26 protein-coding genes are annotated in these 25,287 nt (G+C 37.6%); 7 read left to right on the forward strand and 19 right to left on the reverse strand.

The window, feature by feature from the left end:
* Positions 1-2: 2 nt before the first annotated feature.
* Together ACQKNX_RS14470 and ACQKNX_RS14475 are read right to left on the reverse strand one after the other, a co-directional pair.
* The gene (locus ACQKNX_RS14470) at positions 3-1,184 is read right to left on the reverse strand and encodes an FtsW/RodA/SpoVE family cell cycle protein (RefSeq protein WP_427429477.1); all 1,182 of its coding nucleotides are present in this window, start codon (positions 1,182-1,184) and stop codon (positions 3-5) included.
* Positions 1,185-1,244: 60 nt separating this feature from the next.
* On the reverse strand, positions 1,245-1,526 hold the full coding sequence (locus tag ACQKNX_RS14475; protein WP_173477891.1) for a YlaN family protein: 282 nt from the start codon (positions 1,524-1,526) through the stop codon (positions 1,245-1,247).
* 182 nt (positions 1,527-1,708) lie between these two features.
* Between ACQKNX_RS14475 and ACQKNX_RS14480 the strand changes: the two genes are divergently transcribed.
* Positions 1,709-2,209: a peptidyl-prolyl cis-trans isomerase gene (locus ACQKNX_RS14480; RefSeq protein ID WP_427429478.1), complete on the forward strand. Its 501-nt coding sequence runs from the start codon at positions 1,709-1,711 to the stop codon at positions 2,207-2,209.
* Positions 2,210-2,221: 12 nt separating this feature from the next.
* Positions 2,222-2,425, forward strand: coding sequence for a YlaI family protein (locus tag ACQKNX_RS14485; protein ID WP_173477893.1), 204 nt, complete (start codon positions 2,222-2,224; stop codon positions 2,423-2,425).
* A 474-nt stretch (positions 2,426-2,899) separates the two neighbouring features.
* Here the strand turns inward: ACQKNX_RS14485 and ACQKNX_RS14490 are convergent, their stop codons facing one another.
* The 5 genes from ACQKNX_RS14490 to typA all read right to left on the reverse strand — a co-directional run bounded on the left by ACQKNX_RS14490 (position 2,900) and on the right by typA (position 8,006).
* The gene (locus ACQKNX_RS14490; protein WP_401009591.1) at positions 2,900-3,694 is read right to left on the reverse strand and encodes an ABC transporter permease; all 795 of its coding nucleotides are present in this window, start codon (positions 3,692-3,694) and stop codon (positions 2,900-2,902) included.
* On the reverse strand, positions 3,687-4,454 hold the full coding sequence (locus ACQKNX_RS14495) for an ABC transporter ATP-binding protein (RefSeq protein WP_427429479.1): 768 nt from the start codon (positions 4,452-4,454) through the stop codon (positions 3,687-3,689). Before ACQKNX_RS14495 ends, ACQKNX_RS14490 begins: the two co-directional genes overlap by 8 nt.
* A complete protein-coding gene (locus tag ACQKNX_RS14500; RefSeq protein ID WP_427429480.1) occupies positions 4,455-5,447 on the reverse strand; it encodes an ABC transporter substrate-binding protein in 993 nt (330 codons plus the stop codon). It abuts the gene before it with no gap.
* A 285-nt stretch (positions 5,448-5,732) separates the two neighbouring features.
* A complete protein-coding gene (locus ACQKNX_RS14505) occupies positions 5,733-6,131 on the reverse strand; it encodes a YlaH-like family protein (protein ID WP_340826042.1) in 399 nt (132 codons plus the stop codon).
* Positions 6,132-6,164: 33 nt separating this feature from the next.
* A complete protein-coding gene (gene typA, locus ACQKNX_RS14510) occupies positions 6,165-8,006 on the reverse strand; it encodes a translational GTPase TypA (RefSeq protein WP_427429481.1) in 1,842 nt (613 codons plus the stop codon).
* A 143-nt stretch (positions 8,007-8,149) separates the two neighbouring features.
* Between typA and ACQKNX_RS14515 the strand changes: the two genes are divergently transcribed.
* Positions 8,150-8,335, forward strand: a complete 186-nt coding sequence (locus ACQKNX_RS14515; protein ID WP_401009595.1) for a DUF5325 family protein — start codon at positions 8,150-8,152, stop codon at positions 8,333-8,335.
* Between the two features lie 214 nt (positions 8,336-8,549).
* Here the strand turns inward: ACQKNX_RS14515 and ACQKNX_RS14520 are convergent, their stop codons facing one another.
* Together ACQKNX_RS14520 and ACQKNX_RS14525 are read right to left on the reverse strand one after the other, a co-directional pair.
* Positions 8,550-9,743, reverse strand: a complete 1,194-nt coding sequence (locus ACQKNX_RS14520; protein ID WP_427429482.1) for a M20 metallopeptidase family protein — start codon at positions 9,741-9,743, stop codon at positions 8,550-8,552.
* 13 nt (positions 9,744-9,756) lie between these two features.
* Positions 9,757-11,283 carry an AbgT family transporter gene (locus ACQKNX_RS14525; protein ID WP_427429483.1) on the reverse strand — a complete coding sequence of 509 codons (1,527 nt, stop codon included), beginning with the start codon at positions 11,281-11,283 and terminating at the stop codon, positions 9,757-9,759.
* Positions 11,284-11,431: 148 nt separating this feature from the next.
* On the opposite strand from ACQKNX_RS14525, the gene ACQKNX_RS14530 reads away from it, so the two are divergent.
* On the forward strand, positions 11,432-12,730 hold the full coding sequence (locus tag ACQKNX_RS14530; protein ID WP_427429484.1) for a hypothetical protein: 1,299 nt from the start codon (positions 11,432-11,434) through the stop codon (positions 12,728-12,730).
* Positions 12,731-12,785: 55 nt separating this feature from the next.
* Here the strand turns inward: ACQKNX_RS14530 and ACQKNX_RS14535 are convergent, their stop codons facing one another.
* Together ACQKNX_RS14535 and ACQKNX_RS14540 are read right to left on the reverse strand one after the other, a co-directional pair.
* Positions 12,786-13,583, reverse strand: a complete 798-nt coding sequence (locus tag ACQKNX_RS14535; RefSeq protein ID WP_427429485.1) for an inositol monophosphatase family protein — start codon at positions 13,581-13,583, stop codon at positions 12,786-12,788.
* 321 nt (positions 13,584-13,904) lie between these two features.
* Positions 13,905-14,102 carry a hypothetical protein gene (locus ACQKNX_RS14540; RefSeq protein WP_427429486.1) on the reverse strand — a complete coding sequence of 66 codons (198 nt, stop codon included), beginning with the start codon at positions 14,100-14,102 and terminating at the stop codon, positions 13,905-13,907.
* A gap of 123 nt (positions 14,103-14,225) precedes the next feature.
* Between ACQKNX_RS14540 and ACQKNX_RS14545 the strand changes: the two genes are divergently transcribed.
* Positions 14,226-14,852 carry a YktB family protein gene (locus ACQKNX_RS14545; protein ID WP_427429487.1) on the forward strand — a complete coding sequence of 209 codons (627 nt, stop codon included), beginning with the start codon at positions 14,226-14,228 and terminating at the stop codon, positions 14,850-14,852.
* A gap of 537 nt (positions 14,853-15,389) precedes the next feature.
* Here the strand turns inward: ACQKNX_RS14545 and ACQKNX_RS14550 are convergent.
* Complete coding sequence (locus tag ACQKNX_RS14550) at positions 15,390-15,677, reverse strand: UPF0223 family protein (protein WP_427429488.1); 288 nt, start codon at positions 15,675-15,677, stop codon at positions 15,390-15,392.
* Between the two features lie 21 nt (positions 15,678-15,698).
* Complete coding sequence (locus ACQKNX_RS14555; protein WP_427429489.1) at positions 15,699-16,658, reverse strand: NAD(P)H-dependent flavin oxidoreductase; 960 nt, start codon at positions 16,656-16,658, stop codon at positions 15,699-15,701.
* A 145-nt stretch (positions 16,659-16,803) separates the two neighbouring features.
* Between ACQKNX_RS14555 and ACQKNX_RS14560 the strand changes: the two genes are divergently transcribed.
* Complete coding sequence (locus ACQKNX_RS14560; RefSeq protein WP_427429490.1) at positions 16,804-18,273, forward strand: aminotransferase class I/II-fold pyridoxal phosphate-dependent enzyme; 1,470 nt, start codon at positions 16,804-16,806, stop codon at positions 18,271-18,273.
* A 313-nt stretch (positions 18,274-18,586) separates the two neighbouring features.
* On the opposite strand, the gene ACQKNX_RS14565 is transcribed toward ACQKNX_RS14560, so the two are convergent.
* On the reverse strand, positions 18,587-19,375 hold the full coding sequence (locus ACQKNX_RS14565) for a helix-turn-helix domain-containing protein (protein ID WP_427429491.1): 789 nt from the start codon (positions 19,373-19,375) through the stop codon (positions 18,587-18,589).
* A gap of 190 nt (positions 19,376-19,565) precedes the next feature.
* Here ACQKNX_RS14565 and ACQKNX_RS14570 point away from each other — a divergent pair, with 190 nt between their 5' ends.
* Positions 19,566-20,162 (forward strand): class I SAM-dependent methyltransferase, encoded by a 597-nt coding sequence (locus ACQKNX_RS14570; protein ID WP_427429492.1) that lies wholly within the window; start codon positions 19,566-19,568, stop codon positions 20,160-20,162.
* A 65-nt stretch (positions 20,163-20,227) separates the two neighbouring features.
* On the opposite strand, the gene ACQKNX_RS14575 is transcribed toward ACQKNX_RS14570, so the two are convergent.
* The 5 genes from ACQKNX_RS14575 to ACQKNX_RS14595 all read right to left on the reverse strand — a co-directional run bounded on the left by ACQKNX_RS14575 (position 20,228) and on the right by ACQKNX_RS14595 (position 25,245).
* Positions 20,228-20,905: an LrgB family protein gene (locus ACQKNX_RS14575; protein WP_427429493.1), complete on the reverse strand. Its 678-nt coding sequence runs from the start codon at positions 20,903-20,905 to the stop codon at positions 20,228-20,230.
* Complete coding sequence (locus tag ACQKNX_RS14580; RefSeq protein WP_427429494.1) at positions 20,898-21,341, reverse strand: CidA/LrgA family protein; 444 nt, start codon at positions 21,339-21,341, stop codon at positions 20,898-20,900. Before ACQKNX_RS14580 ends, ACQKNX_RS14575 begins: the two co-directional genes overlap by 8 nt.
* Positions 21,342-21,573: 232 nt before the next feature.
* Complete coding sequence (locus tag ACQKNX_RS14585; RefSeq protein ID WP_427429495.1) at positions 21,574-22,356, reverse strand: SDR family NAD(P)-dependent oxidoreductase; 783 nt, start codon at positions 22,354-22,356, stop codon at positions 21,574-21,576.
* Between the two features lie 122 nt (positions 22,357-22,478).
* Complete coding sequence (gene lpdA, locus ACQKNX_RS14590; RefSeq protein WP_401009608.1) at positions 22,479-23,894, reverse strand: dihydrolipoyl dehydrogenase; 1,416 nt, start codon at positions 23,892-23,894, stop codon at positions 22,479-22,481.
* Positions 23,895-23,898: 4 nt separating this feature from the next.
* Positions 23,899-25,245: a dihydrolipoamide acetyltransferase family protein gene (locus tag ACQKNX_RS14595; RefSeq protein WP_427429496.1), complete on the reverse strand. Its 1,347-nt coding sequence runs from the start codon at positions 25,243-25,245 to the stop codon at positions 23,899-23,901.
* Positions 25,246-25,287: the final 42 nt, after the last annotated feature.

Consider the following 25,287-nt stretch of genomic DNA (forward strand, 5'->3'; position numbering starts at 1 on the left):
CCTTATGTTTGTGATTTCTTTCTTTCTACCCTTTCGAACATGGAAACATTAATCAATATTCCCATAGCTAAAGATAGCAAAATTATAGATGTCCCGCCATAACTAATGAAAGGCAGCGTGACACCGGTTAACGGGATTAACCCGGTTACACCCCCAAGATTAATAAACGATTGCCAAGCTATCCAGCTAGCAATCCCAGCCGCTATCATACGTGCTAGCGGGTCTTTAGTTCGTAATGCGATAGAAAAACCTTTATATACTATAAATCCTAACCCACCTAAGACGATTAGCACGCCCCATACACCAAGTTCCTCCATAACTATTGCCATAATAAAATCGGTTTGTGGTTCAGGTAAATATCCTAATTTTTGAATAGATTGACCGAGCCCTCGACCTTCTAAACCACCACCGCCAATTGCATAATAACTATTGACAACTTGGTGACCTACCCCGTTTTCATAATCAAACGGATTAAAATAAGACTCGATACGTCCTTTACGGTTCCCTTTTAATAGTTCGCCCTTAAAGAGCCAAAGCATACCAAGAATGGCTGCACCGAATGCACCTAATAAGCCAAAAAACTTCCAAAACGTTTTAAAAGGAATACCACTTGCCGCTACAACGGATACTGCAATGCCACATAAAATAATGACAGCACCCAAATCTGTTTCAAAGGCCACACCAGTAACAACAAGTATCCATAGGAAAATCGGATAAAAAATTTCTGTTGGTTGTAGCTTTTCAAATGTATATTTTTGAGATTTTCGATAAAATGCTGCTGCAAAATATAAAATTATAAATAGTTTCGCATATTCAGAAGGCTGAAAATTCCCGAATCCCGGTACATGAATCCAACTTTGAGACCCTACTTCCTCTGCCCCATTACCCGCTACTTTTACCCATGTAAAGAGAACGATTAATACAATCGTAAGTAACAACATAATATTCTTATTTGCATAATGCTTATAAGGGAAAAATGCTGCAACCAAAAAACCTAAAGACGCAACAGCTAAATTAATTAGTTGTTTTTGATAAAAATAGTCAGGTGCTTGTTCCTTTTGTACAATTGCAACCATCATACTCGAACTATAAATCATCACTAACCCAAATAAACTTAACAACAAGACAGTAAAAAATAATGGATAATCAAAATTTTGAGCATATCGTTTTAAGTATTGTTTCATTGGAAAACCTCGTTCTAGTAAAAAAACTCAAATCGCAAGCAGCGTTTGAGTTTTTTCTTTTTATTTGTCTGTATACGCGTCATGTAGTACAGAAAGTTCTTTCTCGAGTGAATCGAGAATTGCTTTGCCTTTATCGCGTTCAATTAGTCCAAGCTTCACAGCAAAGTCAATTTCACGTGAAAGGCCGAACATTTGTGTATCTAATACTTCTTCATATAAAGGGCATTGTGGCATCGTTAAATGATCCATTTGTACTCGAATGAGGCGAGCAATTTTATCTGCATCAGCTACTAAAAGCTCCAAAGCCTTCTCTTGAAAGGAAGTTTGTGATTTCGTATCCATGAGGACGCCCCCATTATCTGATATTTCTTCGATTCTATCTTAATAAAGTTTATCTTTTAGTCGATAAAAATGCAAGTGTCTTCGTAGGAAAATAAAGAATCCAAATTATATTTCTTTATTATCTCCTTGCATTAGCGTTATACTAATTCATGGATATACAAGATTTGAGGAGGATTTCTATTATGGAAACAATTATTCCTATCAAGGGTGCAGTTTCGTATCAGCTTACATTAGATCCAACTGTTTGGATTTTTGACGATCGTAAACTAGACTTAAATACGTACTTCCAAGCAAGAGAAGCAGAGGAAGATGCGGATACAAAATATATGCGTGAAGTCGGTGCTCACTGGTCACGCGAAATTATGGAAGGTGCTACTTTCCCACCAACTTTAAAATCAGAACGAAAATTCGATCGTAAAGGGATGGAAACAGGTACTTTCGGTATCGAATTAAGTCATTTCTTGAAAAATGCTGAACTTAAACCAGAGGCGACAACAATCGTCATTGAATGCAAAGACAGCGAGGAACATGCATTTACAATTGCAGAAGCACAGACATTAATTTTTAAATACAGCCAGGATGGCAAACCTTTAGCTGAAGATGGCCCTGTCCATATTTTATTTGGAGACGGTTCAAATGTAGACAACCCTATCAAAAATGTATTAGCCGTTCGTGCGGAATAGGGAGGGAATGCGATGCGCGTAAAATGTGTCATTTGCGATACTATTAACCAATTAGATGATGATTTACCGTTAGCAAAAAAACTACGTAATCGCCCAATTCATACGTATATGTGCGACACATGCCACGATCGAATTAAAGAAAATACGGTGACGAGAATTGAAACGGGTAACTTCCGTTTTTATCGTACCTCACCACAAATGGATAAAGAATTTTAAGTACCACTTGAAGTGCCAGGCACACACACTATTCTGAATTTTTCTAAGTAAAAATCCACCTAGACTCCTGCGGGAACGCACAATACGTAAGACGCAACAATCCGCGCGCTAGCGACGGTTGCGACTTACCTTGTGCCCGCGGAAAGCGCACGCCTGGAGTGGAAATCAACGCTTTAAAACGCAAAACCTTATTAACTGGTTTTGCGTTTTTAGTGTCAGCAAAGGGCATAAAATTTCCATCTTCGACACATTTTCCTTTTGAAGGTCGTAAAATAAAATTTTGCTGTCTGTATGCTCAGTTGATTGGAGCGGAAGGCGGGCGACTCTTGCGGGAAAGCACAATACGTAAGACGCAACAATCCGCGCGCTAGCGAGGGTTGCGGCTTACCTTGTGCACGCGGAAAGCGCACGCTTGGAGTGGAAATCAACGCTTTAAAACGCAAAACCTTAAAAACCAGGTTTTGCGTTTTTTAATTAGCCATTATTTTTAATAATCACTTTTTCAATCAATTCGACAACTTGATACATTATTGTCGCAAAGAAAGCGATAATGAGCAGTGACATAAGGACAAGATTAAAGTTAAATACTTGGAAGCCATAAATGATTAAATAGCCAAGTCCCTTTGAAGCGACTAAAAACTCACCGACAATAACCCCTACCCACGATAATCCAACATTCACTTTTAAAGTCGAAATAATTGTTGGAAAAGACGCGGGCAAAATAACCTCTTTGAAAGTTTGCCAACGAGTCGCTCCAAAAGTTTGCAATACTTTACTATAATTTGGGTCAACACCTTTAAAGGCGGTGTAAACTACAATTGTTGTAATAATGATTGAAATTAGTGCACCCATTGCTATAATCGAAAAATATCCTGGGCCAAGTGCTACAATTAAAATCGGGCCTAACGCTACTTTCGGCATTGCGTTTAAAATAACTAAATATGGATCAAGTATTTTTGATAACATCGGAGACCACCATAGAACGGTTGCAATCAAGGTCCCTAATAATGTACCTGCAATAAAGCCGATAATTGTTTCCATTAACGTCACACCAACATGTAATGTTAGCGAGCCGTCACTTACTTTTTCAATAAACGTATGCCATACATTTGTGGGCGAGCTAAAGATTAAACGATCAATCCATTCAAGTCTTGATAGTAACTCCCACCCTCCAAAAAAGACGATTAAAATAATAATTTGATATAACCGAACAAAGCGTTTTTCCTTTTTTAGCAATTGTTGATACTGTTTAAACAATGTGTTATCCAAGGCTCTCCAGCTCCTTCCAAATCGTTTGGAATACTTCTGAATATGCTGGATGCTGCCTTACATCGAACGGGGATAGCTGTTGTAACGCAGAAGGTATTTCAAACACTTTGTGTAACGTACCTGGATTGGCTGAGAAGAGAAAAACTCGTTCACTCATCGCAATTGCCTCACCAATATCATGTGTGACAAGAATCGCGGTTTTTTGATAGGCCTTTAATGTTTCGACAACTAAGTCCTCAAGCTTTAATTTCGATTGATAATCAAGTGCTGAGAACGGCTCATCTAGCAGTAAAATTTTCGGATTAACTGCCAATGTCCTTGCTAGTGCAACGCGTTGACGCATGCCTCCTGACAATTCTCTCGGATAATAACTTCCGACATGAGGTAAACCAACTTCTTGTAAGAGCGCATTTGCAGTTACTTTATGCGTCTTATTATCCCGCTGCATTATTTTTAAACCAATTGTGACATTATCCTCAATCGTTTTCCACGGAAATAAATAATCCTGTTGAAGCATATAGCCAATAAGCGATTGATTGTGTGGTGCGATGATTTCCCCATCAATCAATACCTTGCCCTCTGTTGCAGGAAACAACCCAGCAATAATAGACAATAAAGTCGTTTTCCCACAGCCACTTGGCCCTATAAAGGAAACAAATTCACCTTCACGAATATCTAGGTTAATGTCACGTAAAACTTCCTTCGCCTGCGTACTGGAGTAATAACTATGGTGAATATGTTCTAGTTTTAAAAAATCCATTTACTCCGCAGCCTTTTTTGCAAACTTCGTATTCACAAGGTCTTCATATTTTACTCGTTGAGGAAGTTCACCTGCTTCCTCCATTATTGTTTGTAAATTATCCCACTCTTCTTCATCCAAAATCGGATCTGTTGCGTAAGAGCCTTGTGATTTATAACGCTCTACTACTGTTTCAATTAAAGAAACGTCTACATTTTCAAAGTAAGGTTGAATTATTTTCGCCACTTCTGCTGAACTTTTTTCCTGTACAAAATCTTGTGCTTTTTTCAGTGCATTTGTAAAACCTTGCACTGTTTTAGCATCATCCTTTAAATAACTACTTTTTGCCATGAAGGATGTATATGGTAAATGACCTGATTCTGTACCAAATGATGCAACAATATAGCCCTTACCTTCTTTTTCAAATACACTTGCTGTCGGTTCAAACAGTTGTACATAATCCCCAGTCCCAGAAGCAAAAGCTGTAGCAATATTGGCAAAATCAATATTTTGAATAAGTGTCAAATCTTTTGCAGGATCAATACTATGTTTTTTCAGAACAAATTCGCCAGCCATTTGTGGCATTCCACCTTTACGTTGCCCTAAAAATGTAGATCCTTTTAAATCATCCCATGAAAAATTGTCCATCTTTTCACGTGCTACTAAAAATGTGCCATCTGTCTGTGTTAATTGCGCAAAATTTTGAATCGGATCATTGGCACCTTGAGCAGTGACATAAATAGATGTCTCAGATCCAACCAAAGCAATATCAATACCATCAGATAGTAACGCTGTCATCGTTTTATCGCCACCAGCAATAGTTTGTAGCTCTACGGAAAGGCCTTCTTCTTCAAAGTACCCTTTTTCAAGCGCTACATATTGCGGCGCATAGAAAATCGAGCGCGTCACTTCTCCGACTTTTACTTTTTCTAGCTCAGCTTTATTACACGCTGCCAACGAAAGGAGCAACAAAGCAATACCACTAAATAACAAACCTTTTTTAAGCCAACGCATTCCATTTCCTCCTTGATTTGATAAATAGCCTATCGAGACTAACTTATTCACATACAAAGATTTCGGTGCCTACCATATTTAATAAAAATATAATGGAAAATAAACCCTTTTTAAATGAAATAGAATGAAGAATCTATTCAAACATGCATATTTGTCCAAGTCGTTTTCCATCCTTTATTTGAAACTAGCAAACAACAATCGAACTATTTTATTAAAGATAGAAAAAGAAAACAGCCTTAGCAAATAAATGCTAAGACTGTTTACGGTAAAGGAGCCAAGCTACTCTCATTGATTGGCAGCTTGTTGCTCTTCTCTTTTTTCTCGCCACATACGTGTTTTGTATACAATTAAAATTAGCGCCGCTACGATGAGGCCTTCAATCATAGGTAGGAATAAAGCGAAAAATGTCAACATAATACATCCCAGAAATAGGAACACATAAATGACAATATTTTGAGATAGCTTTAACTTTTTTGCAAAGCCTAATTTATAGACAATTGCAGAAAGTGCAAACACTAGAAGGAATACAACATAGCCTGCAACTTCATAGCTCGGTAAATTTTCATATAAAAATCTTGTTATACCAGCCATTCTCTCATAAACCTTTGTTGTTTCCTCTGCATTTACAGGTGTAGCAACTTGAATAACATTTAGTTCACCCAATAAAGCGGACTTTATATCCAAGACTCCTCTTCCTTTCATTTCAGCGGAAAATTATTATTCAGCGTTTTTTAATTTTTTCGCTGCTTTCTCACGTTCGTTTTTATCTAGAATTTTTTTACGAAGGCGAATAGATTCTGGTGTGATTTCTAAGTACTCATCATCACCTAAGTATTCAAGAGCTTCTTCTAGAGATAGAATACGTGGTTTTTTAATAACATTCGTTTGGTCTTTATTTGCTGAACGGATGTTTGTTTTTTGTTTCATTTTTGTAATATTTACAGTGATATCAGCGTCACGAGTGTTTTCCCCAACAATCATACCTTCGTAAATATCTGTACCTGGCTCTAAGAACAGTGTACCACGGTCTTCAACTTGCATCATACCATAAGTTGTTGATTTACCAGTTTCCATTGAAACGAGTACCCCTTGGTGACGACCACCAATTTTACCTGGTAATAATGGTTGGTAGCAATCAAACGTATGGTTGATAATACCGAAACCTTTTGTCATCGACATGAATTCAGTTGTATAACCGATTAATCCACGAGCTGGTACTAAGAACGTTAAACGAACTTGACCACTGCCGTTGTTTACCATATCAAGCATTTCACCTTTACGTGTACCAATAGATTCAATAATAGAACCAACATTTTCTTCAGGTACATCGATTTGAACGCGTTCGAATGGTTCGCATTTTACGCCATCAATTTCGCGCACGATTACTTGTGGTTTTGATACTTGTAATTCGAAACCTTCACGACGCATGTTTTCAATTAGGATAGATAAGTGAAGCTCACCTCGACCTGAAACTGTCCAAGCATCAGGAGAACCTGTATCTTCAACACGTAAAGATACGTCCGTTTGTAATTGAGCACGTAAACGCTCTTCTACTTTACGAGAAGTAACCCATTTCCCTTCACGACCTGCGAATGGAGAATTGTTTACTAAGAAAGTCATTTGTAAAGTTGGTTCATCGATACGTAAAGGTGTAAGCGCTTCTTGGTGTTCAACAGGACAAACTGTTTCACCTACGTTGATATCTTCCATACCAGAAACGGCGATTAAGTCACCAGCTTTTGCTGTCTCAACTTCTTCACGTTTTAAGCCGAAGAAACCAAAGATTTTTGTTACACGGAAGTTTTTCACTGTACCGTCTAATTTCATCAGAGCAACTTGTTGACCTACAGAAATTGTTCCGCGGAATACACGGCCAATACCGATACGTCCAACGAAGTCATTATAGTCAAGTAAAGCTACTTGGAATTGTAATGGGTCTTCTGAGTTATCAACTGGTGCTGGAATAGCCTCAATAACTTTTTCAAATAGACATTTCATATTTTCTTCTTGTTTAGATGGATCAGCGTCTAACGAAGCGGTACCATTTACACCTGAAGCATACACAACTGGGAAGTCTAATTGATCGTCATCTGCACCTAGCTCGATGAATAATTCAAGTACTTCATCTACTACTTCTAGTGGGCGAGCTGAATCTTTGTCCACTTTGTTAACTACAACGATTGGTGTTAAACGTTGTTCTAATGCTTTTTTTAGTACGAAACGCGTTTGCGGCATACAACCCTCATACGCATCGACAACTAGTAAAACGCCGTCTACCATTTTTAAAATACGTTCTACCTCACCACCGAAGTCAGCGTGTCCAGGCGTATCAAGGATGTTGATACGAGTTCCTTCATAGTTTACTGCTGTATTTTTAGCTAAAATCGTAATACCGCGTTCACGTTCAATATCATTAGAGTCCATTGCACGTTCTTCAACACGTTCGTTTGAACGGAATGTACCTGATTGTTTTAATAATTGGTCGACTAAAGTAGTTTTACCATGGTCAACGTGGGCGATAATTGCGATATTGCGAAGATCTTGACGTAAGTTTGTCATTATTCCACTCCATATTCTTTTTTCGAATGTTTAACTGTGATATTATAGCACAAGAAGGATGTAAATGTCCTTATTAGAATTTCTATCATTCTAAAAAAATATTTTCAATCACAAATTTATTATAAATTAGGGGGCGCTCGATTATGAATCGTGGAAAAATCGTAATGGCCATTTATGCACTAGCAGCTGTACTAGCAATGTGTTCCATCGGGTATTCAGTAGCAGCAAGTAATATATTCGGTGTATTAGCAGGCATTGTCGCTACTTGTGTCATTTTCATGACAGCTTTTAAAATGAAGCGTAAACTGCGAGAACAAGGCTTACTTTAATGTTAGTATTCGCTTTCTAACAACATTTATGTGTCCAAAATGACACAATATCACAGTAGGAGCTATCCATTATTGGACAGCTCCTACCAAACTGTAGAAAACAAGAGTCATTGTCCATCGAAGACAATGACTCTTGTTTGTTTATAATTCCTATTGCTCAAAAATATTTTGCTACTATCTCCTCAGCATTCGATCCAACAAGCTATACTTTTCTTTAATGGTCTTTTGCCAGGTAATCTAAAGTTGCTTGGCCTAAAACATTTGCTGCAATGCGCAATGAGCGTTCATCAATATCGAATTTTGGATGATGGTGGGGATATACTTCCTCCCATTCTGGATTTTTTGCTCCCGTAAAGAAAAATGCCCCTGGAATTTCCTCTAAATAGTATGCAAAATCCTCACCACCCATAGTTGGTTCTACAAATTCAACCGCTGCCACATCTGTTACCTTTCTTGCAGATGCCATTACATGTTCTGTTTCTGTAGCATGATTAATAACTGGTGGGTAACCACGACGATACTCATATTCATAGTCCGCCTTGGTTAAATAACATGTTGCCTTTAATAGCTCCTCAATTTCACGTTCTAGTAAATCGCGCTCCTCATCATGGAAAGTACGTACAGTTCCTTTCATGTAGACTTGGTCTGCAATTACATTAAAAGGATTTAATGCTTCAATATGACCAACCGATACTACCGCCGGACGCAATGGATTTATACGACGAGACACAAGCTGCTGTAAGTTTGTAATAAATTGCGCGGCAAGCAAAATTGAATCCTTCGTATCGCTCGGGTTTGAGCCATGACCACCCTTTCCTTTAATCTTAATGTAGATACCATCAGCCGCAGCCATAAATGGTCCGATTGCTGTCTGCACCCTTCCAAGTTCTGTTGGTGCCCATAAATGTGTACCGAAAATAACATCCACACCTTCTAAACAGCCATCAGCAATCATTGATTTCGCTCCACCTGGAGCAAGCTCCTCTGCATGTTGATGAATAAACACGATTGTTCCAGCTAAGTTGTCTTTCATTTGATTAAATGCCTTCGCTAAAATTAATAATGAAGCTGTATGTCCATCATGTCCACAAGCATGCATACGCCCTTTAATTTTTGATTGGAAAGGCAAACCTGTTTCTTCTGTAATAGCTAAAGCGTCGAAGTCTGCACGTAATGCTACCGTTTTTCCCGGCTTACCGCCTACTAACTTCGCCACAACACCATTGCCACCAACACCTTCGCGCACCTCATGTCCTAATGCGTGATGAAATGCCGCAATAGTTTTCGGTGTTTCAACTTCCTCAAACGAAAGTTCAGGATTTTCATGGAAATGACGACGAAGCTGAATCATTTCCTCTTCATATTGTTTTAATAAATCAATTAACTGCTCTTGTTGTAAAACTGTCATAGTTTAACACTCCTTATTTTAAGTATATATAATCTCCAGGTCCAAGCGGTAAACCAAGCAAGAACCAAATGGCAAACAGTAGAATCCAACCGACTGCAAAGAACACAGAAAACGGTAGTAAAGCTGAAATGAGCGTGCCGATACCGATATTTTTATCGTAGCGCTTGGCAAACGATAGTAAAATAGCGAAATACGGAAGCATCGGTGTAATCGGATTTGTAATTGAGTCCCCTACACGATATGCCATTTGCGTTACAGCCGGGGAATAGCCTAAATATAGGAACATCGGTACGAAAATTGGCGCAAGTAATGCCCATTTCGCAGATGCACTGGCAATTAATAAGTTAACGAACGCACAAATTAATACAAATCCGATCATCATCGGTAAACCTGTAAAATTTAATGCTTGTAAAAGTTCTGCACCTTTAATAGCTAAAATGGCACCGATATTACTCCAGTTGAAAAAGGCAATCATTTGTGAAGCAGCAAATGCTAAGACAATAAATGGAGCCAGATCAGAAATTGATTTAAAGATTTTCTCAGCAACTTCCTTATCATTTTTCACTTCTTTTGCCGCAATACCATAGGCAAGACCAGGTAAAAGGAAGAAAAATAACATAATCGGTACTATACCTGACATAAACGGTGAATTTAAAAAGCCACCTGTTTCAGGATCACGTAAAAGACCGTTCGACGGAATGACCGTAAATGCAATTACTACAATATAAACGACTGTAACAATACCTGCCCATAATAAACCACGTTTTTCTAAAGCTGTTAGTGGCTCTAACTTTTCAACCTTGCCTTTAAATATGCCAAAGCGAGGCTCTGTAAACTTTTTCGCAACCCATGTACCAATGACGATTAATAAAAACGTTGAAGCAATTAAGAAGTAATAGTTCATTGTTGCTCGTCCAGTATATTCTGGGTCTGCAATATGCGCTGCGGATTCAGTAATTCCTAGTAATAATACATCTAGTGAACTAATTAAAATATTGGCACTAAAGCCCCCAGCTACGGCTGCATATGTAATAATTAAACCTGCAAGTGGATTTCGGCCAATGCTCATAAAAATCATTGCTGCAATTGGCGGTAAAATGATGAAAGCTGCATCAGCAGCTAGATTACCAACTAAACCTGTGAAAATAATAAATGGCACAATTAATTTTGTAGGAGCTGACATTACAAGCTTTTTCATAACAGCTGAAATAAGTCCTGTTTGCTCTGCTAAACCAATACCTATCATTGTCACGATTACTAATCCCAAAGGAGCAAAACCTGTAAATGTCGATACCATTTGCGTTAATATTAATATAAGTCCTTCTTGACTCAACAGATTTTTTACTTGTATGACATTTTCAGTGCCTGGTTGTACCGCTGAAACACCAAACATTGATAATATCCATGATAGAACAAGTACAATACCTGCTAAAATGATAAATAATGTGATTGGATCAGGCAATTTATTACCTGCCCTTTCAATGTTATCTAGCAGTTTATCAATCCAAGATTTCTTTAGTGTGTCTGATTTTTTTTGCATAAATCCCTCTCCTTCTATTTTTATAATTCGACTTATGCTATTTAATCTAACACCATTTTAAGACATTGATAGCATGTGTCCTTAATACAAAGAAACCATATTTTTAGAATATTTTCAATATTTAATTTAAAATTAAGGAGATATCACTATGTATAAAATTAATGTTTTCACTGCTAAACCGTCCCTCTCATGGGTACAGCAACTCGAAAAAATTAAGCCATCTTTTTGCGAATTTCATTACCATTCCTACACAGATTTTGAGCATTTATATACACTGTTAGAACAACATTTAATAGCTGGAGACGGGGCACTTTTCAGCGGACAAATTCCATATTTTTTTACACAAGCAAATTATCCAAACATGGCTATACCTATGCTCTATTTTGATATTTCAGAACGTGATTTTTACCGTGCTTTAACAGAGTTATTTTATGAGAATAAAATTGCTATGAATCGAATTGCCATTGATTTTTGTTATGAGGAAAACGACTACCTTGGCATTCATGAATGGTCAATAGGAAGGCAGCCTTATCTTTTTAGTCAAACTATGAATGAGTACGCAAGCAACGATATTATTGATAAAGTTGCGAACTGGCATATTCAGTTACATCGCGACGATAAAGTAGATTTAAGTTTTACTCGTATTGCAGAGATGCGGGAGAGATTGGCACACCAAAATATACCGTTTATCGCTTTTCATCCATCACTCCATGCCATGCAATTAACATTGGATCAGTTGGTGAATCAGCTACACCTTCGCCAACTTGAGCTAAATAAAGTAGTCGTTGTACATATTTTAATTCCGATAGATAAATCCAATATAGATGAATTGGAGTATCGGCAAATTGCTTTATACAAAGCCATTTTAGATTTTAAGCAACTGTATGCCAGCACCTTTATAGTGCATCGGGAAGCTTCCTATATCGCCATTATCACAACATATAAGCAATTTTTAATGACAACCAATGATTATACACATTGTCAACTCGTAGATTTTTTAGATGATAAATTACTATTTCCTGTAAAAATAGGATGGGGCATTGGTAACTCTCTAACCGAAAGTCAGAAATTCGCAAAAAAGGCTGCAACACTCTGTTCTTCAAAGGAAACACAGGGATATATTATTGAAAATGCAAAAGAAATTGGTCCGCTACTATACGGAGCCTTATTGCAGTTTGATAACGAAAAACAGCAGTGCTTAAAAAAATTAAGCACTGCCCATGATATCCCTTTATTGCAATTGCAAAAAATTGAGGCTGTTATGGAAAGATTAGCAACAACTATCGTCAATGGGGAACTGTTAAGCACACATTTAGGCATTACTGTGCGCTCTGCAAATCGCATTTTAAAACAGCTCCATGAAAAGAATTTAGCGGTCGAATTGCCAAGTCTTACTTCAACTACACGTGGACGTCCAAAAAAATACTATCAACTCAATTTATATTAGCGGCAACAAAAAAACTGTTTAGGAAAATATTCCTAAACAGTTTTTTATGTAAAAGCTATACATCATAAGGCACTATATATTTCCCTAATAATTCTTGATGAATGGCAGGGTTAGCAATAATAAATGTATCCTGATGCAGGAAATCAAAGCCTTCCCCATGTAAATTTGTTGCGATGGCTCCAACTTCCTGAGCAATGATTATTCCTCCAGCGATGTCCCAAGGAGATAGTCGCATCGACACATAAGCATCTAGTTTCCCACTGACAACAAAGGCAATTTCCATTGCAGCAGAGCCATAAGAACGCGTACCTCGCACTTTTCGAACTAATTCTATTACTTTTTCATGATGTATATGTCGATTTGGTGCAACCCAATGTGCATTAATGCCAATAACAGATTCTTCAATTTTCACAGGCTGTAACTTGCGCAGTGGTGACGCATTATACCAGGCACCTTCTCCAGCAACTGCATTGAATAAGTCTTCACGCATTACGTCATATATGTAACCAAGTTTCCCTACACCATCAATAAATATTCCAATAGAAATCATAAAGTGCCGATGTTGCTTTACAAAATTCATTGTTCCATCAATCGGATCAATAATCCATACAACACCATCTAATGATTCGACTTTTTCTCCCATTCCCTCTTCGCCTAAAATTTTATGGGTAGGGTCAAAAGATTTAATTTTTTCAATGAAAAATAATTCTGTTTCTCGGTCTATATTTGTAACAAGGTCATTCGCATTCGATTTTGTCTCGATCACTAAATTATATGAAAATGCATTACGAATACGTTTAGCTGCTTCAACAATGATACTTTTCGCGTATTGATCGATTTGCTTTAAATCCATAAAAACCCACCCCTCGAATATAGAAAACATTCACGCTCTTGCACACACGCATTTTGCTAGTCCTTAACATTCGAGCGACATAGCTACTGAACGCTACACAATACATACATTACCCGTTTCTAGTCATCAAAATAGTATACCCATTAACAGAAAGCGTGAGTTATGTCTTATATTACACCTTTCAGACCATTTAATGTGCAATGTCACGCACTAAAAAATGAAAACATTATGATATATTGTCTATTTTAACCTTTATAACAACAAAAATCACCTGCTGTCAGAATATTCAGCAAGTGATTTTATATGGGGGTTAATTTTTTTTTACGCATAGGCGTGCAAACTTTCCATCTCCATCTGTATTTCGACTAGTCGCTTTTTACTTTTTGCTATTTCACCCTCATCTTTGTCATTCATCGCTGAAAATAGTGAGGCTAATTCATAATCAATTTCTAATTGTAGGATGCGTTCATATTGCTTTTCAATGTCAACTTTACGTATAATTTTTACGACTTGTTTCATAAAAGTCACTTCCCTTTTTTATTTTTTTACAAAACCTTATACTATTCGATAAAGTTCTTGTTATAAGATTTTTTCCCATTTTTTTAATAAAATAAACCTTATAATCGAAAGGAGTTACTAAAAATGTCTACCTTAAAATGGACGAATAAAGACTTTAATGTTTTTCAAATAAACGGTTTAGAACAACGGATGGATGCTTTAGATTCCTGTGTACGACCAAAATTTAATAAACTAGGAGAAAACTTCTCCGCCTTCTTTTCCAGCCACCTTGGGGAAGAATTTTATCCCCATGTAGCAAAACACGCCCGCAGAACGGTTAATCCACCAAATGACAGCTGGGTTGCATTCGCTCCTTATAAAAGAGGTTATAAAGCGTTGCCTCACTTTCAGATTGGTCTTTGGAGCACACATTTATTCATCGTCTTGGCTATTATTTATGAAGCACCGCAAAAAAATTTAATGGCAGAGCGTTTACTTGCCAACAAAACCTTGCTACAACAGCTTCCGGATGATTTTATTGTTTCTGGGGATCATATGTCGCCTGCTGCGATTTCCTTACAGGACGCTAAAGAAGAACAACTAGAAGAATTACTTATACGTCTACGTGATGTTAAAAAAGGGGAATTTTTAGTTGGTCGTCATATTCCAAAAGAAGAAGCGATAAAAATGTCATTTAAACAATTCCAGCAACTGACAGAAGAAACATTCCAAACTTTACTTCCTATTTACAAAATTATTCAAGGAAAATAATTTGTCGAGGCTCATCATAAAAATGTGGAATAAAAATCTTACTTGAACAATAATATTTCTTTAATAATGGAAAGATTGTGAAACCCGAATATTATAAGGTTTTACACATATGGACGAGGTCTTAATGTAGGTCTTTTGAGGAAATGCTCAGCACATCTTAAATGTATTGATGATGCATATTGAGGGTATGATAATTTTTATATCAATATACATTAGTTCTATCGCATTGGACGAGCGGTTGAAACATCGTCCGTGAACATTTTGTTACAGAAATCGATATTGCTGTAGTTTATGCAAATTATCATTAATTAACACAATATTTCACTTAGTGATTTAATAAAAATTTTAAATAAAAATGCTATAAGAAATCCGCTTCGCTTTCCGTAGGCACAGCCTAAGCAAACCGTTGTTTTGCACTGTTAGTTGTATTATCGTTATAACGGTTCCTACAGAAAGCTTTGCGGGTTTTTTCCCTAACTAAAAAGGCATGCTAGGAAATATCCTAGCACACCATTTTCACTTTTGGCCGTGACGATTTTAACGTCGTTGCTTTGGAACTGCTTTAATTAACGTTCCATCAGCTGCCTCTTTTGCTTGTTTCACAACTGGATAGCTTACATAGCCACTAGCTTCTTCAAATTCTCGAAAAATTGTTTTCTCCTCAGCTTGTGAAGGAACGATTTCTTTAAAGCGGCGATATTTTGCCATCATCACTTCACGTTTAATGCCCTTTTCATAAGCAAGCTCGATGCCTTCAAAAAATTTAACAACATCAACAATCTCTTCAGTCGACCAATCAATTGAAAACGGATAAGAATATTCCATTTGGACTTTACCACCTTTACATTACTGTCCCCATTTTACCCGGATACTTTCTGCTTCTGCAACCATTCGTGTAATGAGCTCGTCCACTGTTGGAATATCTTGAATCATTCCTGTAACTTGTCCTGCCCAACCAATGCCCGCATCCTTTTCTCCATCATAAATAAAACGTTTATTAGCACTCCCACTAATATAATCTTTCAATGCTTCATACGTAGGTGTCTCACGCTCTATTTCTAAAATTTTCTCTGTGAAATTACTGCGTAACGCTCTTGCTGGTGCCCCAATAGAACGCTTAATAACAGTTGTATCGGCCTCTGAACTAATGAGTAACGCCTCTTTATATGCTTGTGATGCATCTACACATTCTTTTGTAGCTATAAAGCGTGTCCCCATCTCAATGCCCTCTGCACCGAGTGCATGTGCTGCCATCCAGCCACGACCGTCACCAATACCACCAGACGCAATCACAGGAATTTTCACACTATCCACAACTTGAGGTACAAGCACCATAGTCCCGACATCGTCACGGCCAAGATGTCCACCACCTTCTTGTCCCACTACCATTACTGCATCTGCACCAAGCTCTTCCGCTTTCTGAGCTTGTCTACGAGCTGCAACGAGTACAAGTTTTTTTATGTTTGTTCCTGCAAGTAAATCAAATATCGGCGCTGGATTTCCACCTGTCATTGTGACAACGGGTACATTTTCTTCAACTGCTACTCGCACCATATCCTCATAGCCTGTGCCATGCATACCGATAGCAAAATTCACTCCAAATGGATGATCAGTTAATGTTCTTACTTTATGGATTTCTGCACGCAATAAGTCTGGATCTCGTAGGCTCATAGCAGTTATTTGCCCTAGACCGCCAGCATTCGACACCGCGGCTGCTAAATCTGCATAAGCTAAATAGGCTAATCCCCCTTGAATAATTGGATATTTTATTTTTAAAAGTTCGGTGATACGCGTCTCCCACTTCATCGAATCTCTCCTTTCGTACCATACTAACTTCTCGTAATCACGAAAAAACCCTTTATTTTTTTAATTAAAGTCTATTTTTTCATGTCGTTAGGTGCTATAATTCATTTGTTTTCTTAGATATTATAAAAGTGAGGTGGTACCTGCGTTGTCACAATTAGAGACTCCATTGTTCGACGTATTACTAAAACATCGGAACAGACATCCAATTCAGTTCCATATTCCAGGCCATAAGAAAGGGCACGGTATGGATCCTGCTTTCCGAGAATTCGTCGGCGACAACGTTTTATCAATCGATTTAATTAACATTGCTCCACTAGACGACTTACATTCACCAAAAGGTGCAATCAAGGATGCACAAGCACTTGCTGCAGAAGCCTTTGGTGCTGATTATACATTCTTTTCCGTACAAGGTACTAGTGGCGCCATTATGACGATGATCCTGACCGTCGTCGGTCCAGGTGATAAAATTCTAGTACCACGGAATGTTCATAAATCCATTATGTCAGCAATTGTTTTTGCTGGTGCCATTCCTATTTTTATTCATCCTGAAGTAGATAGTGAATATGGCATTTCTCATGGTATTTCAGCGGAAGCGGTTGAGAAGGCATTAAATGCTTATCCAGATGCAAAGGCTGTTCTAGTCATTAATCCAACATATTACGGCTTTTCAGCGGATTTAAAACGCATTGTCGAAATTGTCCATCGTCGTAATATACCAGTCGTTGTTGATGAAGCTCATGGGGTTCACATTAAATTCCATGACGAGCTGCCCTACTCTGCAATGGAGGCTGGCGCAGATATGGCTGCAACAAGCGTACATAAGCTTGGGGGCTCTATGACGCAAACTTCAATTTTAAATGTACGTGAGGGACTAGTTTCCGCAAAACGTGTACAAGCTGTCTTCTCGATGCTCACAACAACATCAACATCCTACCCATTACTTGCATCGCTTGACACAGCACGCCGTCAACTAGCAATTCATGGTTATGATTTAATTGGTGATGCACTGCGTTTAGCAAAAGATGCACGTAAACGCATTAACCAAATTCCACATTTAAAATGTGCGGGTAAGGAAAAGCTTCACTCATCAGCAACATTTGATATGGATCCATTGAAGCTATTAATTAGTGTAAAAGACTTAGGTATTTCAGGCCATCAAGCTGAGGAATGGCTTCGTCACAACGCGAATATCGAAGTGGAATTATCAGACTTATATAACATTTTATGTTTAGTAACATTAGCAGATACAAAAAAAGAAATTAATCTTCTTATTAATGCATTAAGTCGTATGTCAAAAGCTTTCGATTCAGAAGCTGCCATTACCGAAGCAGTAGTCAATGTACCTGAAATCCCAGCACTAGCAATGTCACCTCGTGATGCATTTTATGCAGATACAGAGGTAGTACCTCTTGCAGAAGCGGATAATTGTATTTGCGCTGAATTCATAATGGTTTATCCACCTGGAATACCAATTTTTATTCCCGGGGAAATAATTACGCAAGAAAATATTCATTACATTCAAATGAATATTGAAGCTGGTTTACCAGTTCAAGGACCAGAAGATTCAACATTAAAAACAATTCGTGTTATTAAAGAACGCAGAGCGATTATTTAAAACTTCAAAGCTATCTTTTCTAAATACAGTCTTAAGTGCTGTTGATTCCAGTTACGTGCTACGGCTTTCCGCTCAGCACACTGTAAGTTGCAACTCTTGCTAGTGCGCGGTTTATGCGTACTGAGCAGGAGACGCCGCTCCCACTCCAATCAACAAGACAAAAGGTATCAAGTTAAACTTCTTGATACCTTTTGTCGACACTCTGACCCCTTGTAACTATAGAAGAGGTAGCTTTTTAATCTCTTATACTATCCAGTTACCAGTTCTTCATAAATCCTAATGATGTCTACTAAAACTGTTCAACTTGTAATGATTAGAAGTTATTTAATTTTTTTCTCAATTTATGCAGCACTGTATTACTTAAACGTTGAATATGGTCCTTATTTTTCACCAGTATTCTATAAGAATCGATAATTGATAATATCCGAATTAACATGTAAACACCAACTGCAATGAAAGCAATTAACAATGGATAATAAGGCATTAAAACATCTGATGCTACAATTTCTTTTTTTACCAATAAAAAGGAAATACCACCTGCTACAATTAAGCAAACTCCTACTACCATAATCACTGTATTTTTTTTCTTAACCTCTTCATATGTTATGCTCAATTCTTTTAAATAATTTTGGTCAAATATTAATGCTTCTCTTTTAAGAATTGAATACCGATCTTCCTCTATAAAGCCCGCTGTAATCATTCCAATTCCAAGAACAACAATAATCGTGATAAGAATGGTGTAAATCAACGGTTCTTGTTTAAAAAGGAAATAAGGTATAGTGGATATGATAAGTAGACTAAAACCTATAGCGAAATATTTGGAAATTTTACGTTGAGATAATACATAACCTTCCACCATTTCTTTACTTACATAATAACCATTGCTATCTTCATGGCTATGTTCAACAGTATCTTTTAGCAAGTAATCTATTGACACTTCGAAAACATTACCAAGCATTAAAAGTTTCTCTGTTTCAGGAAAACCTTGATCATTTTCCCACTTACTAATAGCCTGCCTAGTAGTATTTAATTTTTCAGCTAGCGCCTCTTGTGATAAACCTTTCTCTTTTCTTAATTTAAAAAGTTTTTCACTAAATGTCATATATGGACTCCCCTTTCTGTTATTAATTAAATTTTATTAAAACAATTCCTCTAATTCCATATTTAAGGTAGTGCACTTTGTCAACTTTACGTTGCAACTGTGTTATTTGGCGCTATTTCTATATTACGAAGCGAAATATTAGATTAAGTATTGGACATTACTTACAATATTTAAAAAGGGAGTGAATTGAATGAATACATGGGATGAACGTTTTAAAACGGCAGAATATGTTTATGGTGAACAACCAAATGCATTTATAGAAAACTATGTAGACTATTTAAAGGGGTATGTAAATGTAGCAGCATATGCTGAAGGCGAAGGTAGAAATGCGGTTTTTTTAGCATCTAAAGAGCATACAGTCACTGCATTCGATTATGCTAAAAGCGGTCTTGAGAAAACAGCACAGCTAGCAAGAAAGCATTGTGTTACTGTTAATACTCAACTTGTTGATTTACTGCAAGATGAATTACCAATAGAAAAATTTGATGCTGCAGTCATGGTTTTTGGTCATTTTCCTGTAGAACAGCAGCATGCCGTTTTTAAACGTATAGTTCATTCTGTTAAACCTGGCGGCCGCATTATGATGGAATTATACTCCACATATCAACTACCATATGCCACAGGAGGCCCACAGAATATAAATTTATTATATAATCCTATTTCTGTTCTTACTTGGTGTCAGCCCTATAAAATTATTCATTTCTTTACAGGCGAACAAACACGAAATGAAGGTAGCTTACACACTGGTCTAGCACATACCATTCAATTAATAATTGAAAAAGATTAGACAAGCGGCATTTCAAAAAGACCCATCCCTTTACAAGCAAGTTATATCTTGTAAAGGGCCTTTTATTACATAAATAGATAAACAAAGAGCGGACATAGAAACGCCCCTATAATCGCTGTTAACCCCATAGAAAGCGAGCCAACTGATAATTCTTGTTCACCATACTCTCTAAGTTTAACAAGTCCTACACCATGCGAGGCACTTCCTATCGCTACACCTCTACTAACAGGAGAATCAATTTTTCCATATTTGATAACTAACGGTCCAATAATAGCTCCAACAAAACCTGCAATCATAACAAAAACTGCTGTTAAAGGAGGAATTCCGCCAATCGTTTCACTTACCTGCATACCTACAGGTGTTGTTAAAGATTTAGGCAGTGCTGTTAGCATCCAACTATCCTTTACACCGATCCATTTTAACATTATAAAAATTGTAAGTAATCCGGTAACCATTGCTAACATTATTCCTGAAAGAATTGAGTACTTATATTTCATAATAATGGCTCTTTGATTATAAAGTGGGTATGCAAGTGCGACAACAGCTGGACCGAGCATTTTTTGAAGCCATTCCCCACCTACCATATAGGTTGAATATGGAATATTAAAGACAACTAAAATAACAGCACTGACAATAGTCGTTGTCACTAAAGGAATCATTATAGGATGTGGGAACCGTTGATAAATCTTCGTAAATAAAACGAACAGCCCTATCGTACCAAGTACAACTATAAGTTCAATCAACAAATAATTCTCCCTTCCCGTCTTCAACATTTACTTCTTTTTCTTTCTTCGCTAATTCTCTTTTTTCAATCAGTTGGGTCAGTACTCCTGTTAAATAAATGGAAATTAATGTGCTAGCAATTACAGCTAAAATAATGAACAGACCTGTTGTGGACATTAATTCTGGATAATCAATAATACCAACCGTTGCTGGAATAAAAAACAATGTTAAAACGCCAATTAAAAAACCAGCACCATCTTGAATGTATTCTACTTTAATTATTTTAAAATTGAGTAAAAGTGCTAATAACAGTAATCCAATTACACTTCCAGGAAGCGGAATGTGCAAATACGAAACAATGCCCACACCAATGTAATAAAAAATATTGAGAATCCCAATTTGAACAATAATACGGACAGCACGCATTAATATCATAGTAAATTTTTCGTTCAACATTTCGCCTTTTTTCACCCCCTATTACGCTTATTCTACAACTGCAGGAATTTTCTGTCTATTACAATTTTAGAAAAACAATAGAAAAAAGAGTCAACCTAAAACTTAATAGGTTGCTCCTTTTCATTCAATATCGTCTTAATAGCGCAGTTTTTTTCTGCGTTTTTATGTTACATAATGGGATGAAAAACGTAAATATTTTAGAGCATTTTGCTTATCGGTATTTGTCGTTAAACTATAAAGCGTGTCCTGAACCGCCGTCTATATTAACAGCAGTACCTGTCACATAACTCGCTGCATCTGATACTAAAAAAGTAATGACATTGGCTGCTTCTTGCGTTTCCCCTACGCGGCCAAGTGGTATCGTTTGACCGACTTTTTGCGAATAGTCTTCCCAAGTTAACTCTGGTGCTTCTTTTTTCCATAGCTTCTCAATTTGATCACTTCGAATTAAACCTATACACACTGAATTCACACGGATATTATCTTTCCCTAAGTCCTTGCTCATCGCTTTCGTTAAAGCTAGTCCAGCTGCACGGCTAACTGTTGTAGGAAGTGAATTTGCTGGAGGCGTTTTAGCCATTACTGCCGTTACATTCACAATTGCTCCACCGCCAACCTTTCGCATATGTGGTACTGCATATTTGGAACAATTTATAGCACCAAATACTTTTAAATCAATATCAGATTGCCACACTTCACTGCTAACCGTTTCAAATGGATTAGCTGACGCTGTACCTGCATTATTAATAACAATATCAATACGCCCAAAATGTTCTACTGTACGCTCTATAAGTCTCTTACAATCTTTCTCCTTTGTGATATCCGTCGGAACGAATAACACTTCTTCGCCCGTTTCGTTTTTAATGCATCCAGCGGCTACTTGTAGCTGTTTTTCGCCACGTGCACTAATAACTACCTTCGCGCCTTCTTTCACTAGCTGCATCGCCGTATAATAGCCTATACCTTTACTTGACCCAGTAATAATCGCCACTTTTCCTTTTAAGCCTAATTCCATTTCGTCCCACCCCTATTTTTTCGAATAGTCATTCAATAGTTTTACTGTATCAAAATTAGTAGAATTATACAAAAAAACGACTATAAAGCGTATATGCTTTATAGTCGTTTATCTGTGTTAAATTATTTTTTCGCTACAATATGGATTGGGTTGCCTAGTAATACTTCAGCAGCTTCCATCGTAATTTCACCTAATGTTGGGTGAGCATGAATTGTTAACGCGATATCTTCAGCAGTCATGCCGCCTTCGATTGCTAAGCCCATTTCAGCGATCATATCAGATGCACCAGCACCTACGATTTGAGCACCGATTAATAAGCCATCTTCTTTACGCGCAACTAGTTTCACAAAACCTTCTGTTTGGTTCAGTGCAAGTGCACGACCATTTGCTGCGAATGGGAATTTTGCTGCAGTATATTCAATACCTTCAGCTTTAGCTTGATCTTCGTTATAGCCCACTGTCGCCATTTCTGGATCAGTGAAGCATACAGCAGGAACAGCTAAATAATCTACGATTGATTTCTCGCCAGCGATTGCTTCAGCAGCTACTTTACCTTCATAAGAAGCTTTGTGTGCAAGCTGTGGCCCCGCTACGATGTCGCCAATTGCATAGATGTTTGGAATGTTTGTACGGCATTGTTTGTCAACATTAATTAGACCACGTTCGCCGAATTCAATGCCAACACCTTCAAGACCCATTTCATCTGTATTTGGACGACGACCAACAGTTACTAATACGTAATCAGCTTCGACTTTTTTCTCTTCTCCGCCAACTTCATATGTTACAACTACGCCGTTTTCTGTTTCTTCAACGCCTTTTGCAGATGCGTTTACTTCAATTTCAACGCCTTTCTTTTTAAGGCCTTTTTTCACGATTTGCGTCATTTGTTTTTCGAAACCAGCTAAAATGTCTTTGCCGCCTTCGATAATTGTTACTTGTGAGCCTAAGTTTGCATAAGCTGAACCTAGTTCTGTTCCGATGTAGCCTCCGCCAATAACAACTAATTTACCTGGCACTTCTTGTAAAGAAAGTGCGCCAGTAGAGTTTAAGACACGATCAGAGAATTTAAAAGTTGGAATTTCAACTGGACGAGAACCTGTTGCGATAATCACATTGTTAAATGTGTAAGTTTGAGCAGATTCACCATTGATGATACGCACTGAATGAGCGTCAACGAAATATGCTTCACCTTGTACGATTTCAACTTTATTACCTTTAAGTAAGCCTTCAACACCGCCAGTTAATTTTTTAACAACGCTGTCTTTAAATGCTTGCGCTTTTGAAAAGTCTAGTTTCACATCAGAAGCGATGATACCCATGTCATCTGAATGTTTAGCATGCTCAAAGCGGTGACCAACTGAAATTAACGCTTTTGATGGAATACAACCTACGTTTAAGCACACACCACCAAGTACATTTTTTTCAACGATTGTTACTTTTTGGCCAGTTTGAGCTGCACGAATTGCTGCTACATATCCTCCAGGACCTGAACCAATGACAAGAGTATCTGTTTCGATTGGGAAATCTCCTACTACCATTTTGTTACGCCTCCATTAATAATAATTCTGGCTCACTTAACAAACGCTTTAAGTGATTTAAAGCATTTTGCGCAGTGGCTCCATCGATCATGCGATGATCAAAGCTCAATGATAATGCTAACACAGGTGCAGCTACAATTTCACCATTTTTTATTACAGGTTTTTCTGCAATTCGACCAATACCTAAAATAGCTACTTCAGGGTGGTTAATTACTGGAGTAAACCATTGACCACCTGCAGAACCGATATTTGTAATAGACATTGAAGCACCTTTCATTTCATGTGGTGCAAGTTTACCATCACGTGCTTTTGTTGCTAAGTCATTAATTTCATTTGAAACCGCAAATACAGATTTGCGATCAGCATGCTTAATAACTGGAACTAGCAAGCCTTTTTCAGTATCTGCCGCAATACCGATATTGTAATAATGTTTTTGAACGATTTCTTGTGTTGCATCATCTAATGAGCGGTTAAATTCTGGGAATTCACGTAAAGTTGAAATAAGGGCTTTCACTACGTATGGTAAATACGTCAATTTCACACCTTTTTCAGCAGCGATATCTTTGAATTTTTTGCGATGTGCTACAAGTGCTGTTACATCAACTTCATCCATTAGTGTAACGTGTGGTGCAGTTTGTTTTGAATGCACCATTGCTTTAGCAATTGCTTTACGAATGCCAGACATTTTTTCACGTGTTTCTGGGAAGTCGCCTTCAAGAACAACAGGTGCAGCAGGTGCAGTTTCTTGTTGAGCAACTGCTTCCTCATTTGCAACTGGAGCTTCTTCAGACTGCACTGCTCCACCACCATTTAAGAAATTCTCAATATCTTCTTTTAAAATACGACCATTTTTGCCAGTACCCGACACTTCATGAATATTAACATCATTGTCTCGAGCAAATTTGCGAACTGAAGGCATAGCAATGACGCGTTTTGTACTATCAGTTGTTTCTTGCTTTACTGCTACCTCCGCTGTTGCTGAAGCTTTTGGAGCTTCTTCCTTAGCAGCAGGCGCTTTTGCTACATCTTGACCAGCTTCAGCAGTTGACTGTACTTGTGCCTCTGTCTTCGCTTCCGCATGATCGTCACCTTTTAGTTTCAAATCTTCATAACCAGGAGCATCTAAACGAATTAATACATCGCCAACAACAGCAACTGTACCTTCTGCTACTAATATTTCCTCTACTTTGCCTTCAACAGGTGAAGGAATTTCTACGACTGCTTTATCATTTTGTACTTCACAAAGGATATCGTCTTCTTTTACTGTATCCCCAGCTTTAACGAACCATTTTACAATTTCGCCTTCGTGAATACCCTCGCCAATATCCGGTAATCTGAATTCAAATGCCATGTGTACCCATCCTTTCTCTTTGCTCTTCTTCAAATATGCAAG

This window comes from Lysinibacillus sp. NPDC093712 (assembly GCF_050280025.1).
GTDB lineage: Bacteria > Bacillota > Bacilli > Bacillales_A > Planococcaceae > Lysinibacillus.